Here is a 15,006-nt window from a genome sequence, read left to right as displayed (position 1 = left end):
ATCTCCATCAAGTGCTTCAAAAGAGTATAAAATCGCTTTTTCGAGTTTCTTAAAAACTTAACGAAGATTACTTTTTCGATTGTCCTACACCATCGGTAGGACAGCCTATACCCCATAGTTTTGTGATGTAATCAGGAAGATTACAGGAAAGATCATCACGTTAAAACGACTGAACATGGAAACAACAATGAAACTGGCAACTTTGGGAATCATGATGTTGGTGCTTACCACCTCCCTTGGCCGTCTACAAGCGCAGATAACTTATCAATCAAACTCCACGCAAACTACCATAAAGGGAACGTCGACCTTGCACGATTGGGACATGACATCATCCAAGGGCCAGACCAAAGCGTCTTTTACCGTGGAAGGGAATCAGGTGAAAGCCATCAACACGCTCTCATTCACCGTATCCGCTGAATCGCTAAAAAGCGACAAAAGCGGATTGGACAAAAATGCGTATAAAGCGTTGGACACAGACAAACACAAAAACATCAGTTTTACGATGACATCAGGAACCGTAACCCCGACCGGCAACAACACCTTCCAGGTAAAGGCCACGGGCAAACTGACCGTCGCCGGCACGTCAAAGCAAACGACGATTACCGCCACCGGTCAATTCAATCCATCAGACAAGAGCATTGCGGTAAAGGGCAGTACCACATTCAACATGACTGCATATAACGTAAAACCACCGACGGTTATGATGGGTACCATCAAAACCGGTGATCAGATTACGGTAGACTACAACGGAAAACTAACCGCACAGTGATTAACTAACAGATCTCTCACCACTTAATTTGAAAAATAAATGAAAACTAAATTTACAACCCTCGCAATCCTGGCCGCTGTGGCAACCACGGCAATTCCTGCAGCCACCTATGCCCAGGATGAAAAAGAGATCGATAAAGGCCCGATTGTACGGTATGGGGAAGCAGATTTCTTCCGCCCGTATGACAAACGTGGCCTGCACGTTTTTGAAACCACGAAGGAAGATCTCAATAAACCCTATGAAGGCAGAAAGATCAGTATAGGTGCCGGTTTTGCACAGCAATTCCAAGCGTTGAAAAACGAAAATCCGGGTGCGCTGAACAACAGCGGAACTGAACCAAATGCGCTATATCCCTTAGCCGCCGGCTTCAGCCTCGCGCAAGCCAACCTGTATATCGATGCCCAACTGGCCGAAGGTATCCGCTTACACCTGGCCAATTACATGGCATCCAAACACCACAATGAGTTTTGGGTAAAAGGCGGCTACCTGCAAATCGATAAGTTTCCTTTCAAAGGTAAATTTTGGGATGACCTGAGTGAATTGGTAACAGTGAAAGCCGGGCACATGGAAATCAACTACGGTGACGCACACTTCCGCAGGCCAGACGGCGGACACACGTTGTACAGCCCCTTTATGGAAGGCAACGTCATGGATGCATTTGCTACCGAAATTGCCGGTGAGGTTTATGTACAGAAGAACGGAATCTTCGGTATGGTTGGTGTGAGCAACGGCATGATCCGTGGCCACGTCCAGGAAATTACAACCAGCCCCAATGACATCACCGCAAGAAACCCCTCAATTTACCTGAAAGGTGGTGTGGACAAACAGGTGAATGAAGCTATCAGGCTTCGCCTGAGCGGCAGTTGGTACCACAACACGGGTACCGCGGGAACGGGACTGACCCTGTATGCGGGCGACCGCACCGGTTCCAACTACACCAATGTCATGGAACAATGGTACACCGCTGACGGAGCAGCAAAAGCTCTTACCGCCATGTACGCTTCCGGACGCTTCAACCCGTTGTATAGCGGCAAGCTGGATGCGGTGATGGTCAACGGGTTTGCCAAAATTCAGGGCTTCGAATTCTTTGGCACCGCCGAATTTGCAAATGGCCATACCAGTGCACAAACCGAGCTCCGGAAAACGACACAATATGCTGCCGAAGGCATCTATCGGTTTGGTAACAATGAAAACCTGTTCGCCGGCATTCGCTACAACATCGTTAATTCGGAACAGGTGTTCGGTGGCAACATCGAACAGATCAAGGTAGACCGCTTTGCCGTAGGTGCAGGCTGGTTCATCACCAAAAACATTCTGATGAAAGGAGAATACGTGACACAAAGCTATACGGATTTCCCGGACACGGACTACCGCCACAACGGTAAATTCGACGGGATATCCCTCCAGGCGGTCATCGCGTTCTAATCAGAACCCGGCCGCAACAAAGAAGTCGTCCAAAAAGCTCCCAAAGTGCGGTTCGTGGGGTGGGGCTTTTTGGACGTTCCAACTAACGAATGACGACATGAAGGCAACGATTTACATACCCCCCCTTTCCATACTGCTATCCCTTGGAATGCTAGGTAGCTTGACTTCCTTCAGATCAATGGAATCAAGGGATGAGGGAAGTAGTTCTCTGCATTGGAACGTACTTCCTAGCAGCTCCATCGCCATCAAGGGCAGTTCCAACGTCAACACGTTCGGATGTGATGCATCCGGCACCTTCACCGCCCAGCCGTTGGTCGGTATCCTCGCAAAAAACGGCAAAAGCGTAGACATGAAGGGCTCCATCAGCATCGCCATCAACCAATTCGACTGCGGCAACCGGATGCTGACCAGCGACCTGCGGAAAACCCTCAAAGCCGACGAGTATCCGCAAATGACCATCCATTTCGTCTGGCTGGAACGCATGCCCCTCTGCGATGGCGGCGAAGACTTTATTTCCGGCAAGGTGATCATCGAACTTGCCGGCCAACGCAAGCCATTCTACCTCAGGTACGCGTTTTCCAAAACCAGTAGCGGTTATAAACTTCAGGGCAGCAGGGCGTTTACGTTTGCTGATTTTAACCTACGCCCACCCAAAAAGGTCGGCGGACTGGTCAAGGTAAAAGACGATTTTGACGTGGCGTTTACCTTGCTCCTCGATAACTGCAAATAACCGCCTTCAAAAAGAAACCGGGACGCTATCATCGCCCCGGCTCCCGTCTTCATGTGTGCCTGTGAATTTTTGGTAACGTGTACTACCATCAAAAACACCAGCCATTTGCTTCGATTAATTGTTTGACTACCCGTTGCCGGGCTTCCTTGATATTATAGGGTTCCGTTTTGGTGAAACGCCGCAGTCCCACCAGCATCATTTTCAGTTCGTCGCCTTCGGCAAATGAAAGCAATGCTTCCTTGCCCGCTAAGTATACCTTGTCAACCGCGGTATACAGGTAAATCCGTGCCATATCCAATGCTCCCTGTGCCGTATGTTCTTCTTTCATACCGGCGATCTTCTCCGCGCGTAGCAGGACAGATTCCGCGAGGTAGACATAACCGATGATATCCGCAATGTTCATCAAGATCTCCTGTTCCTTTTGCAGCGTCATCATCAATTTCTGAACCGCAGCTCCCGCAACCAGCAGGCCGACCTTCTTCAGGTTGGCGACCAGCTTCTTTTCATACACAAAAGGCGCATCGTCTACCTCCCCGAAGTCGGGAATGGCCATCAACTCGCCAGCTACAGCCTGTGCCGGGCCCATCAAGTCAAGTTCACCTTTCAGTGCGCGCTTGAGCAGCATGTCCACGATGAGCAACCGGTTCACTTCATTCGTTCCCTCGAATATCCGGTTGATACGCGAATCGCGGTAAGCCCGTTCCATCGGCGCATCTGCGGAATATCCCATTCCACCGTAAATCTGCACGCCTTCATCCACGACATAATCCAGCATCTCCGATCCCCACACTTTTAAGATGGCACATTCGACGGCAAACTGTTCCGTGGCTTTCAACTTCGCCTTAGTGGTATCCATCCCACCGGCCACAAGGGCTTCGTAGGCGTCGTCAATGTTCTGGCCGGCGCGATAAGCCGCACTTTCCACCGCAAAATTCCGTACCGCCATTTCCGCCAGCTTATGCCGTATCGCGCCGAATTTGGAAATCGTCAACCCAAATTGCACGCGTTCATTGGCGTAGTTGACCGCTTGGTTGATTACGCGGCGTGCGGAACCGATGGTAGCCGCACCCAATTTGATGCGCCCGACGTTGAGAATGTTCACGGCGATTTTAAACCCATTCTCCCGCTCAGAAAGCATGTTTTCGACCGGCACAGGGCAATCGTTGAAAAACACCTGGCGGGTAGAAGAACCTTTGATGCCGAGCTTGTGTTCTTCCGGATTCATGGTGATACCGCCGAAGTCCCGCTCTACGATGAACGCCGTCAGGTTCTTGTCGTCGTCTATTTTGGCAAATACGATGAACACGTCTGCAAAACCACCATTGGTAATCCACATCTTCTGCCCGTTGATGAGGTAGTGCGTGCCTTCTGCATTCAGCCTGGCACTCGTCCGTCCCGAATTGGCGTCGGATCCGGAGTTGGGCTCCGTCAGGCAATAGGCTGCCTTCCATTCACCCGTAGCCAGCTTGGGCACGTACTTGTCTTTCTGCGCATCGTTGCCGTAATACAGAATGGGTAACGTGCCGATGCCGGTATGCGCGGAAAGCGCCACTGCAAAGGAATGACCCGCTCCGATGACATCGGCTACCAACATGGACGTGTTGAAGTTCTTGCCAAAACCACCGTACTGCTCCGGCACGGATACTCCCAACAACCCCAATTCGCCCGCTTTATCGAGCAGGCGCTGCATCAACCCTTCTTCCTGTGCATCAATCCGGTCAAGGTTCGGGAAGATTTCCGCCTCTAAAAAATCTTCACAGGTCTGCCGGATCATTACCTGTTCCTCATCAAACTCCTCGGGGATAAACACCTCCTCAACGGATGTTTCTTTGATCACAAATTCCCCACCTTTTATTGCCGATTTGTTAGTCGTTTCCATTATATTAGGTTATAAAATTTCAAAAATCCCCGCGGCTCCCTGTCCGGTGCCTACACACATCGTCACCATACCGTATTGCTGGTTCCTGCGCTTCAGTTCGTGGAATAGCTGTACGGATAATTTAGCGCCGGTACACCCCAGGGGATGGCCCAATGCAATGGCACCGCCATTTACGTTGAGTATATCCGGGTTGATGTCCAATTCGCGTACCACGGCCAGCGATTGGGAAGCAAATGCCTCGTTCAACTCGATGAGGCTGATGTCTTCCAGTTTCATGCCTGCCATCTTCAGGGCTTTGGGAATGGCCTCGATCGGTCCGATCCCCATGATGCGCGGCGGTACGCCGGCAACACCATAACTGACCAAACGGGCGATGGGCTGCACTCCCAGTTCCTTTAGTTTCCGCTCGGAAACAACCAATACAAATGCGGCTCCGTCCGATGTCTGCGACGAGTTGCCCGCAGTGACGGTACCACCCGCTGCGAAGACAGGCTTTAGTTTGGCCAATGCCTCTAAGTTGGTATCTGCACGTGGCCCTTCGTCGGTATCCACTACATATTCGCGCGTCTTAATTTTCTTTCCATCAGCCAGATAGTTCTCTTTCACCGTAATAGGCACCACACCCGCGGTGAGGTGGCCGTTTTTGATCGCCGCCACGGCTTTTTGGTGGGATTTCAGTGAAAAAGCATCCTGGTCTTCCCGACTGACGTTGTATTCTTTGGCCACTGCTTCTGCGGTAAGTCCCATTCCCCAATACCAATCGGGGTGCCGCTGGGCCACTTCGGAATTAGGCACCAGTTTCCATCCACCGAATGGCATGCCCGACATCACCTCCACGCCACCGGCAATGATAGCATCCGCCATTCCCGACCGGATTTTGGCCACGGCGGTAGCGATGGTTTCAAGGCCCGAGGCACAGTAACGGTTGACCGTCACTCCCGGCACTTTCTCTGTATCCAGCCCCATCAGTGAAATCATCCGGCCGATATTAAGGCCCTGCTCCGCCTCGGGGGTTGCATTTCCGACGATCACATCATCGATTTGTTCCTTGTCCAGGTTCGGCACCGAAGCCACCAGGTGCCTGATTACTTTTGCCGCAAGGTCATCAGCCCTTGTAAAACGAAATACACCACGCGGCGCTTTACCCACCGCCGTTCGATATCCTGCTATGATGTATGCTTCCATCCTCTTAATTTCTTAGTGGTTTACCTGTAGTTAACATATGCTGTATCCGCTCCAACGTCTTGCGCTCGCCACATAACGATAAAAACGCTTCCCGTTCCAGATCCAACAGGTACTGCTCGGATACTTCGGTAGGCGAAGACAAATCACCGCCGCACATCACCCAGCCGAGCTTTTCCGAAATCTTTTGATCGTGCTCAGAAATGTAATTTCCCGAACGCATGGAGTTGGCGCCTACATAGACGATGCCGAGTCCCTGCTTGCCGAGCACCTTGATGTCTTTGCGGGGTACAGGCTGGGTATAACCCGCTTCGGCCAACTCAATGGCTTTTGCCTTCGCATCCGCCAGTAGGCGGCTTCGGTTCATGCTGACCGCATATTTGCCGGCCTGTAGATACCCCAGTTCGAAGGCTTCCACCGCCGAGGTCGACACCTTGGCCTGACCGATGGTGAGGAAACGGTCGCGCAGCACCTGCTGCTCGATCTGCCCTTCTTTCATTTCGTCCGATGCACGCAGGGCAAACTCCTTGGACCCCCCTCCGCCGGGGATGACTCCCACCCCAAACTCTACCAACCCCATGTAGGTTTCCGCGTGGAGCTGCACAAAGTCGGCATGCATGGAAAACTCGCATCCCCCACCCAGTGTCAACGCGAACGGTGCCGCCACCACCGGTATCGACGAATAGCGCAACCGCATGGACGTCTGCTGGAAGGTTTTTACTGCCATGTTCAGCTCGTCGTAATCCTGCTCCACGGCCATCATGAAGATCATGCCGATGTTGGCCCCCGCCGAGAAATTGGCCCCATCGTTGCCGATGACCAAACCACGGAAATCCTTTTCCGCTAGGTCAATGGCCTTATGCAGCCCTTGGATGACATCGCTCCCGAGGGTATTCATCTTCGTGTGGAACTCTGCATTAAGGATACCATCGCCCAGATCAGTCACCGTGAGACCGCTGTTTTTCCAGACGGTCTTCTGTGCGCGGATATTGTCCAGGATGATGAAACCCTCCGTGCCTGGAATCGGCTTATAGGATTTGCTGCGGATATCGTAATAATGCCGGATGCCGTTCTCCACCCGGTAGAACGAATCGTTGCCCGCAGCAAGCATCTCGCGAACCCAATCGGCCACCTCGCCGCTGTGGCCCGGTATCCGCTTCTCCTCGGCACGTATTTTGTCCAGCGTCTCTTTCACACCCAACGCATCCCATACCTCGAAAGGTCCCAGGTCCCAGCCGAAGCCGGCACGCATGGCGTCATCGATACGGAAAAACTCGTCCGTAATCTCCGGTACACGCCGTGATACGTATTCAAATAACGGGTAATGCATGGCCCGGAAAAAAGCCCCGGCCTTATCTGTTCCCTGCTCGTACACTTTCATGCGCTTGCGGATGCCGTCAACCGGTTTGGTAGCCTCCAACGTTGCTGATTTCACCTTTTCCTGCTTCCGGTATTCCAGTGTTTTCAGGTCGAGCACCAGGATTTCGCTGCTCCCTTTATCGTCTTTTATTTTTTTGTAAAACCCTTGGCCGCTCTTTTCACCCAGCCATTTCTTATCGACCATCTGCCGGATATAGGTAGGCAATTGGAAGATACCCGACGCTTCATCGTCCCTGGCATTTTCAGCCAGCCCGTTGGCCACATTCACCAAGGTGTCCAGCCCCACGACGTCCGCCGTGCGGAACGTGGCCGATTTGGGATGCCCCATCGCGGGGCCGGTGAATTTGTCGACTTCTTCGACCGTAAGCCCCAGTTGGTCTACCAGATGCGTAAGCGCCAGCATGGAATACACCCCTATCCGATTGCCAATAAATGCGGGGGTATCCTTGCACAACACCGTGGTCTTACCAAGGAACTTTTCGCCGTAATGCATCAGGAAATCCACCACTTCTCGTTTGGTATCCGGAGTAGGAATAATCTCCAGTAACCGCAGGTAACGGGGTGGATTGAAGAAGTGTGTGCCGCAGAAATGCGCTTTGAAGTCGTCGCTCCGCCCTTCCGCCATCAGATGGATGGGAATACCCGACGTATTGGAAGTAACCAGCGTTCCCGCCTTGCGGTGTTGCTCCACCCGGTCGAATACCTGTTTTTTGACATCTAACCGTTCGACAACCACTTCGATCACCCAATCTGCCGACGCAATTGCGGCCATGTCATCGTCGAAATTACCCGTCGTGATCAACTTAACCGTACGTTTGCTGAACACAGGTGAAGGATTTGTCTTAATGGCGGTATCGAGCGACTGGTTGACGATGCGGTTGCGGACTGCCTTACTTTCGAGCGTCAGGCCCTTAGCCTCTTCCTGTGGCGTCAGTTCCCTTGGAACGATATCAAGCAACAATACCTCCACACCGATATTAGCAAAATGGCAGGCGATGCGTGAACCCATCACCCCCGAGCCCAATACCGCTACCTTTTTGATGCGCCTCTTGTCTATTGTCTCATGTCTCATATCTGATGTCTCATATCTCAAATCTGATGTCTCATGTCTGATGTCCCCTACCTTATTCCGGTTTATATTGTATAGCCAGTTGGTTAATGCGTTTCAATGTATCAACCAGTACCTGGCGTTCGTCGCTCCCAATGTGTTCATCCAAATAGGCATTGAACTTGCGAACGACGTCTTTCGCCAATTCACGCTTCTCCATACCAAGTGCCGTGAGATAAACCTTTACCGAGCGCTTATCGGCATGGTTTGTCTCTCTGTAAATCAACCCTAACCCTTCCAAATTGTTCAGGATACGTGATAAGCTCGTAGTCTTTACACCCAACAGGTTGGCAATTTGCGAAACCGGCGTGCCTTCCTTATGGATATTGATCAACACGTAACCCGTTGCCTGCGTAATCCCGAATTGAGAGGCAATCTGATTATATTTATTGGCAGCGGATTGCCATGCAGCCTTCAAATAATAGTCAATGGTATTGTCGTCGCTCATAACCGGTTGCCAGCCTATTTTTCTCTGTAATTTATTATGCATGCATAGCAAATTTAGAAGAAATATTCTGGGAAAGCAAATTTCGATCGTATTTTTTAAATTTTCTGAGCGGAGGCTGTTGTAAGGCGATCTATTTATCTGTTTATTTGTGTCGTTAAGACTTCTCATGTGAAACCACCCAGGCAATGTGATCTAAAAACCTGTTTCATGTGCCGGCATGCATTGCCGGAATGGGTTCCTTTTTTAGGCACAAAAAAGAAGAATATACCATTGAATAAAGGTAACCGATTCATCCGGGAGGGCGATCCGGTTACCGGTATTTATTTTGTCTGCTCGGGAAAAGTAAAAGTGCACAAGCAATGGGGGGATAAAGAACTTATTGTGCGTTTTGCGCATAACGGCGCCATTGTTGGACATCGTGGCTTCACTGCAAAGGGTAGTGTGTTTCCCATATCGGCAACCGCATTGGAACCTACCCTCGTATGCTTTGTTGAACTGGATTTCTTTTTGTCCACCCTAAAAGTAAACCCGGAGTTAACCTATCAGTTGATGCTATTCTATGCCAATGAGCTGAGAGAATCCGAGCAAAAGATGTATAACCTGGTTCATATGACCGTAAAGCACCGGTTGGCTTTAGCGATTATCCGATTACACGAGGAATTTGGAACAACCGCTTCGGGATTTATCGACATCCAATTGAGCCGACAGGATCTTGCTTCGTATGTAGGCACAACCTACGAATCGCTTTTCCGGATGATGAATGAATTGACCCGCGAGGGTCTGATTACGATAGACGGTAGGCAAATCCACATTGAAAATCTAACTGGACTGTCTGCAATGGCGAACAGCTACCTGGGTTAAAAGCCAAAGCGGTCCGTACATCCCCGATGTGCGGACCTTGCTTTGCATTTGCCCTCCTCATTCAAAATCGGTATCCCACGCCGATACCGGGCTTCCACTTACCATTGTCGACGCCGGTTTTCGGCGAATAAAATGCAGGTAGCTGTATAGCAAAATGCCGGAAAATAGCGGTAAGCCCAAAACCCAATGTAGGTGTCATTACCGAGTTTTTCGGAGCATCGCCTACCGTTCGCTCCTTTTTAAACTTCAATGTCGGCAGTAACCCAAGCATCACACTAAACGACTTGGCCTGATACTTGATGGCAGGCCCCGTACAGTTGAGGTATGCACCATGATCTGTATACCCGCCTACTAAAACACCTTCAAAAATCGCGGCTTTTAGTTTTGCTTCCTGGCCAAGGACGGTTCCTTGAAGCATAAAGATGACCATGCCACCCCAAAGGACAGCTTTTCCCATTTGTTTCATTGTTCTGATTTGTTTAGTTAACGGAAGGTAGAGGATCTTCTTTTTTGCTGTGTGTATAATAAATAGCCATGCCGGTAAATAACAGGCCGCCAACAATATTGCCCGCCGTCACAATCAACTGATTGTACAGCCACCAATCGGCAAACGACACCTGCGCACCGAACATCATCCCCGCTGGAATCACAAACATATTGACAACGGCATGCTCATACCCCAGTGCAAAAAAGATAAAAATGGGAATGCCTGCTGCTAATATTTTCCCCAACGTCGATTTGGAAGTCATCGACATCACTACCCCCATACAAACCATCCAGTTACACAAAATAGCCTTTATAAAAGCCGAAAAGAGTCCTGCACTCCCGTGCTGTACATAACCGATGGTTTTTTTCTCGCTTGCGCTGACCAACAATTGTTCGATTGCACCCAACTGGGCCGACTGCCCGGTATCACTGGATGCTGCCCAAAACATGACCGCGAACAATACGCTGCCAATCAAGTTACCCGCAAAAACCCAAAACAGGTTTTTCAACATCGCGAGGCCGGTAATTTTCTTTTCAAACCACGCAAGCGGTACAAGTGCAAAGCTGCCCGTCACAAGTTCAAGGCCAAGGATGACAATAATGACGAAACCCACCGGAAAAACGAACGCACCGATCAGGCTCAAGGAGGTCTGCGAGGTGGCCAGGTTTGCGAGGGTGACCGAAATGGCCAGCAATGCGCCCGATAATGCTCCGCGGATCAATAAATCCTTGACGGATAGCATGGATTTGTTAACGGCAGCAGTCATCATGGCTCCTGCCACTTCTTTGGGATTGATGTAGTCCATACAGTTTTATTTAAATTATGCAAAAGAAAGTATTCAACTCAGTCATCCAACCCGATATACACCAATCCATTTTCGACTTTTACGGGATAGGTCTTAATCGCGCATTCACCGCCCGAAAGACATTCACCGGAAGACAAGGAAAAGGTCTTCTTGTGAAATGGACAAGCGATTTTAGGCTCTTCACCGACCGAACCGAGCATACCCCGGCTCAACGCCATTTGTCGCCGGTGCGGGCATTCGTTTTGGGTAGCATACCATTCGTTGCGCCGGGTGAAATAGAATAAGGCGATCTGCTCGTTCCCGTGTCTTACACAAACCCCACCGTTTTTCACCGCATCTTCCACGCGGCATGCTGCCAACCATTCTGTTGTTGCTATTGTTTCCATATGTTTTAATTATTGTAAGTGTCGTTGATGCATCTATATCAGTGTCCAGTCTGCAGCTCGTTTCTGCCCGCGCATTTCTTCAAACTTTACCGTCGGATCTTTTTCTCCGGGGGCGTTGACAAAATGACTGAACCGCTTCCTGATCTCCGGATCTTCTACGGCCGCCTTCCATTCGCATCGATAGTCACGGGCTCTGTCCTCCATTTCGGCTTCCCATTGAGCAGCCATCCCCAAACTGTCGTTTACCACCACATTACGCAGGTATTCGATACCGCCCTCCATCTTATTGAGCCACGTAGCGGTCCGTGTCAGTGGATCGGCGGTCCGGATATAAAACATCAGGAAACGGTCGATGTAACGGATACAGGTTTCGCTATCCACATCAGCCGCGAGAAGCAGCGCGTGCTGGGGTTTGCTGCCGCCGTTGCCACAGACATAGAGATTCCATCCTTTTTCCGTGGCAATGATTCCAAAATCCTTGCTTTGGGCCTCTGCACATTCCCGGATGCAACCGCTCACGGCTGATTTAATCTTATGTGGCGCCCGTAGCCCGCGGTACCGTTCTTCGATCTGGATGGCGAATGATACGCTATCATGCAACCCAAAGCGGCACCACGTACTTCCTACACAGCTCTTCACTGTACGCAAGGCCTTCCCATACGCATGCCCGCTCTCAAATCCGGCGGCAATCAATTCTTCCCAGATCAGGGGCAGGTCATCCAAGTAAGCCCCAAACATATCGATGCGCTGCGCACCCGTTATTTTCGTATACAACCCATATTTTTTCGCCACCTCGCCGATGACAACCAATCTGTCCGGTGTGATTTCACCGCCCGGAATACGCGGCACAACGGAATAAGTCCCTCCTTTTTGGATATTGGCCAGAAATCGGTCGTTGCTGTCCTGCGCGGTATCATTACCCTTACGAAGGATCATATCATTCCATATACTGGCCAGCAATGATGATATCAACGGCTTACAGACCTCGCACCCATCGCCCTGACCAAGCGCATCCAGCACCTCATTGTAACTCTCCAGGCGATGTATTTTAATCAGGTCGTAGAGCTCCTGGCGGCTGAGCGAAAAGTGCTCGCAAACCACATTGCGGATGTATTTACCCTGCTGCTTCATGGCAGCGACCACCAGATCCTTCACCATAGGTATACAACCGCCACAGCCCGAACCGGCTTTGGTGCATTGCCTCACCGAATCTGCGTTTTCGCATCCCGCTTCCATCACCGCCCGGCAAATCTCCCCTTTCGTCACCCCTTCACAACTGCATATCAATGCATTGTCTGGTAGGGCTGACAGGCCCGCACCGTCAGCAGTGCCGATCGGTTCCTTGGTATGCATAATCAGATCGCCGGGTGAATCAGGAAGTTCAAGCCGGTTGTTGACCGTTTGCAACAGCAGGTTGTAATCCCGGGCATCGCCTACGAGGATACCTCCCAACAGGTATTTGCCGTCGTTACTGACGTTCAACCGCTTATAAATCCCATCGTTTTTGTCTTCAAAGACAATGGTACGTGCATAAGGTGCTTCCATAAAGGGATCGCCGAAACTAGCCACCTCAACACCAACCAGCTTCAACCGGGTACTCATATCAAAGCGTCGGAATATTTTGCCTTCTTCACAGATCCGCGCGGCTGCAACATCCGCCATCTCGTATCCCGGAGCCACCAAACCGTAGATCGTATCCTCAAACAAGGCGCATTCACCGATAGCAAATACCGATGGGTCACTCGTTTGCATGTATTCATCCACAACAATCCCACCGCGTTCCCCCACGTCAATACCACATTCCCGCGCCAGTTCATCCCGCGGGCAGATACCCGCAGAGATGATCAGCATATCAGCCTTTATCACGGAGCCATCGTCAAAACGCAATTCCCGGATACTTCCGTCCCCTTCGATACGATAAGCCCGCCTATCCGCATATACCGACAACCCAAATTGCTCAAGGCGACGACGCAATATTTCACTTCCTCCCCGGTCGATCTGCCGGGGCATTAACCGTGGCGCTGCCTCAATAACCGCTACCGAAGGTATCCCGAGATCCATCATTGCTTTTGCAGCCTCCAAACCCAGTAATCCACCACCGAGTACCACTCCCTGATGCACCGATACCGAATACGATTTGATCAGATCCAGATCCTCGATGGTCCGATATACAAAAACGCCTTCTTTTTCTACGCCCGGGATATTTGGCACAAATGCTTTAGAACCTGTGGCCAACACCAAAAAGTCATATTCAATTACTACCCCATTTGACGATTGAATAGTTTTAGTCGTTCTGTTGATACTTTTAACCGGGTCATTTAGGTATAATTTTATGTTTTGCCGGACGTACCAATCGCTTTTACACAAATAAAGATCATCTACATCCTTTTTTTTGACGTAATCACTCAAATGAACCCGATCATATGCCCGTCTAGGCTCATCCCCAAATACCATTATATTAAATTTATCAGTTTTTCCCACTATTTTTTCACAAAACCGATGACCGACCATCCCATTTCCTATAACTACAATTGTCTTTTTATCCATAATATCAAATATTTTATATGCGAATCACAAAAACATGATTTATTCCCGCTAAAATACATTATAAATTTTGTAAATTTCAAATAATACATGATTTATATCATATATTTTCAATATTTTTGATATATTTTAATTGTATTTATATGTAAAAACATGAAATTTTAATAAAATAATAAATGAAATTTTAAAATCAATTGAAATATAAATATATAATGAATTATTTTTTTGAATTTTTTTAAAAAATAACACTAACACAAAAAAAAAAATATGCTATATATTGTCGGATCAGGACCTGGAGACCCAGAATTGTTAACAATAAAAGCACATAAAACGCTAAAATCAGCAGATGTCGTGCTTTACGACCACTTAACCAACGAAAATCTATTGAATTTAACCCCCAAACGTTGCATCAAGGTATATGTCGGCAAAAAACCTTACCAAAACCACATTCAGCAGGAAGAGATACATGCGCTTATTAGTTGGTATTGCCACCGATTTTCCCGGGTTGTGCGGTTGAAGGGTGGCGATCCCTATATTTTCGGAAGGGGGTTTGAGGAATTGTGTTATGCCGAAGAGCACGGTATAATAGCAGAGTATATCCCGGGCATCAGCAGCATGCAGGGTTGCGGGTACCATCATATTCCACTGACGCATCGCGGGACCAGTGAGGGCATTTGGGTGCTTACCGGTACGAAAGAAAATGGCAGTTTTTCTTCCGATCTGCAATTGGCCATACAAAGCCGGGCAACCGTGGTCATTTACATGGGAATGAACAAGCTTACTGAAATAGCCCGCATTTACCTCAGGGGCGGGAAAGGACAGACACCCGCAGCCATCATCCAACATGCCACACTACCCCATCAGAAACAAGTGCGATGTCAGGTGTCGGATTTGCCGGCAATAGCGAGCAGTCAAAACCTGTCGCATCCAGCTATTATTGTTATCGGCGATGTAGTGAGTCTTCACCCGCATGTGTCTTGAAAATCGTCAAAAACCCTTATC

General features: G+C 49.6%; 13 protein-coding genes. 5 read left to right on the top strand and 8 right to left on the bottom strand.

The genetic code is table 11. From position 1 onward, the window contains the following. The first annotated feature begins 175 nt into the window (after nucleotides 1–175). From IEX60_RS09890 to IEX60_RS09880, 3 genes are all read left to right on the top strand, one after another. Nucleotides 176–769 carry a YceI family protein gene (locus IEX60_RS09890; protein ID WP_188750054.1) on the top strand — a complete coding sequence of 198 codons (594 nt, stop codon included), beginning with the start codon at nucleotides 176–178 and terminating at the stop codon, nucleotides 767–769. A gap of 39 nt (nucleotides 770–808) precedes the next feature. After that, on the top strand, nucleotides 809–2,194 hold the full coding sequence (locus IEX60_RS09885) for a hypothetical protein (RefSeq protein ID WP_188750053.1): 1,386 nt from the start codon (nucleotides 809–811) through the stop codon (nucleotides 2,192–2,194). Nucleotides 2,195–2,291: 97 nt separating this feature from the next. Beyond that, on the top strand, nucleotides 2,292–2,924 hold the full coding sequence (locus IEX60_RS09880; RefSeq protein WP_188750050.1) for a YceI family protein: 633 nt from the start codon (nucleotides 2,292–2,294) through the stop codon (nucleotides 2,922–2,924). Between the two features lie 88 nt (nucleotides 2,925–3,012). On the opposite strand, the gene IEX60_RS09875 is transcribed toward IEX60_RS09880, so the two are convergent. Genes IEX60_RS09875 through IEX60_RS09860 form a run of 4 tightly spaced genes read right to left on the bottom strand, consistent with a single transcriptional unit; the run spans nucleotide 3,013 to nucleotide 8,921 of the window. Continuing rightward, nucleotides 3,013–4,803: an acyl-CoA dehydrogenase FadE gene (locus IEX60_RS09875; RefSeq protein WP_188750049.1), complete on the bottom strand. Its 1,791-nt coding sequence runs from the start codon at nucleotides 4,801–4,803 to the stop codon at nucleotides 3,013–3,015. 9 nt (nucleotides 4,804–4,812) lie between these two features. Then, nucleotides 4,813–5,988, bottom strand: coding sequence for an acetyl-CoA C-acyltransferase (locus IEX60_RS09870; RefSeq protein WP_188750047.1), 1,176 nt, complete (start codon nucleotides 5,986–5,988; stop codon nucleotides 4,813–4,815). A gap of 4 nt (nucleotides 5,989–5,992) precedes the next feature. Further along, nucleotides 5,993–8,437, bottom strand: a complete 2,445-nt coding sequence (locus IEX60_RS09865) for a 3-hydroxyacyl-CoA dehydrogenase/enoyl-CoA hydratase family protein (RefSeq protein ID WP_188750045.1) — start codon at nucleotides 8,435–8,437, stop codon at nucleotides 5,993–5,995. Nucleotides 8,438–8,489: 52 nt separating this feature from the next. Beyond that, the gene (locus IEX60_RS09860) at nucleotides 8,490–8,921 is read right to left on the bottom strand and encodes a MarR family winged helix-turn-helix transcriptional regulator (RefSeq protein ID WP_188750316.1); all 432 of its coding nucleotides are present in this window, start codon (nucleotides 8,919–8,921) and stop codon (nucleotides 8,490–8,492) included. A 207-nt stretch (nucleotides 8,922–9,128) separates the two neighbouring features. Between IEX60_RS09860 and IEX60_RS09855 the strand changes: the two genes are divergently transcribed. Further along, nucleotides 9,129–9,782 (top strand): Crp/Fnr family transcriptional regulator, encoded by a 654-nt coding sequence (locus IEX60_RS09855; protein ID WP_188750043.1) that lies wholly within the window; start codon nucleotides 9,129–9,131, stop codon nucleotides 9,780–9,782. A gap of 61 nt (nucleotides 9,783–9,843) precedes the next feature. Here the strand turns inward: IEX60_RS09855 and IEX60_RS09850 are convergent, their stop codons facing one another. Genes IEX60_RS09850 through nirB form a run of 4 tightly spaced genes read right to left on the bottom strand, consistent with a single transcriptional unit; the run spans nucleotide 9,844 to nucleotide 14,007 of the window. Then, complete coding sequence (locus IEX60_RS09850; protein ID WP_229717504.1) at nucleotides 9,844–10,248, bottom strand: hypothetical protein; 405 nt, start codon at nucleotides 10,246–10,248, stop codon at nucleotides 9,844–9,846. A gap of 13 nt (nucleotides 10,249–10,261) precedes the next feature. Beyond that, nucleotides 10,262–11,074 (bottom strand): formate/nitrite transporter family protein, encoded by an 813-nt coding sequence (locus IEX60_RS09845; RefSeq protein ID WP_188750041.1) that lies wholly within the window; start codon nucleotides 11,072–11,074, stop codon nucleotides 10,262–10,264. A gap of 38 nt (nucleotides 11,075–11,112) precedes the next feature. Beyond that, nucleotides 11,113–11,460 carry a nitrite reductase small subunit NirD gene (gene nirD, locus IEX60_RS09840; protein WP_188750039.1) on the bottom strand — a complete coding sequence of 116 codons (348 nt, stop codon included), beginning with the start codon at nucleotides 11,458–11,460 and terminating at the stop codon, nucleotides 11,113–11,115. Between the two features lie 33 nt (nucleotides 11,461–11,493). Next, a complete protein-coding gene (gene nirB, locus IEX60_RS09835; protein ID WP_188750037.1) occupies nucleotides 11,494–14,007 on the bottom strand; it encodes a nitrite reductase large subunit NirB in 2,514 nt (837 codons plus the stop codon). A 264-nt stretch (nucleotides 14,008–14,271) separates the two neighbouring features. Here nirB and cobA point away from each other — a divergent pair, with 264 nt between their 5' ends. Further along, on the top strand, nucleotides 14,272–14,985 hold the full coding sequence (gene cobA, locus IEX60_RS09830; protein ID WP_188750035.1) for a uroporphyrinogen-III C-methyltransferase: 714 nt from the start codon (nucleotides 14,272–14,274) through the stop codon (nucleotides 14,983–14,985). Nucleotides 14,986–15,006: the final 21 nt, after the last annotated feature.

The organism is Parapedobacter defluvii, from assembly GCF_014642075.1.
GTDB classification, from domain to species: Bacteria; Bacteroidota; Bacteroidia; order Sphingobacteriales; family Sphingobacteriaceae; genus Parapedobacter; species Parapedobacter defluvii.
This window is presented reverse-complemented; position numbering and strand designations above follow the sequence as displayed.

What these genes read in the sequence shown, in the direction of transcription:
- IEX60_RS09890 (WP_188750054.1), top strand. Translation starts at nt 176, where the DNA reads ATGGAAACAACAATGAAACTGGCAACTTTGGGAATCATGATGTTGGTG.
- IEX60_RS09885 (WP_188750053.1), top strand. Translation starts at nt 809, where the DNA reads ATGAAAACTAAATTTACAACCCTCGCAATCCTGGCCGCTGTGGCAACC.
- IEX60_RS09880 (WP_188750050.1), top strand. Translation starts at nt 2,292, where the DNA reads ATGAAGGCAACGATTTACATACCCCCCCTTTCCATACTGCTATCCCTT.
- IEX60_RS09875 (WP_188750049.1), bottom strand. Translation starts at nt 4,803, where the DNA reads ATGGAAACGACTAACAAATCGGCAATAAAAGGTGGGGAATTTGTGATC.
- IEX60_RS09870 (WP_188750047.1), bottom strand. Translation starts at nt 5,988, where the DNA reads ATGGAAGCATACATCATAGCAGGATATCGAACGGCGGTGGGTAAAGCG.
- IEX60_RS09865 (WP_188750045.1), bottom strand. Translation starts at nt 8,437, where the DNA reads ATGAGACATGAGACAATAGACAAGAGGCGCATCAAAAAGGTAGCGGTA.
- IEX60_RS09860 (WP_188750316.1), bottom strand. Translation starts at nt 8,921, where the DNA reads ATGAGCGACGACAATACCATTGACTATTATTTGAAGGCTGCATGGCAA.
- IEX60_RS09855 (WP_188750043.1), top strand. Translation starts at nt 9,129, where the DNA reads ATGTGCCGGCATGCATTGCCGGAATGGGTTCCTTTTTTAGGCACAAAA.
- IEX60_RS09850 (WP_229717504.1), bottom strand. Translation starts at nt 10,248, where the DNA reads ATGAAACAAATGGGAAAAGCTGTCCTTTGGGGTGGCATGGTCATCTTT.
- IEX60_RS09845 (WP_188750041.1), bottom strand. Translation starts at nt 11,074, where the DNA reads ATGGACTACATCAATCCCAAAGAAGTGGCAGGAGCCATGATGACTGCT.
- nirD (WP_188750039.1), bottom strand. Translation starts at nt 11,460, where the DNA reads ATGGAAACAATAGCAACAACAGAATGGTTGGCAGCATGCCGCGTGGAA.
- nirB (WP_188750037.1), bottom strand. Translation starts at nt 14,007, where the DNA reads ATGGATAAAAAGACAATTGTAGTTATAGGAAATGGGATGGTCGGTCAT.
- cobA (WP_188750035.1), top strand. Translation starts at nt 14,272, where the DNA reads ATGCTATATATTGTCGGATCAGGACCTGGAGACCCAGAATTGTTAACA.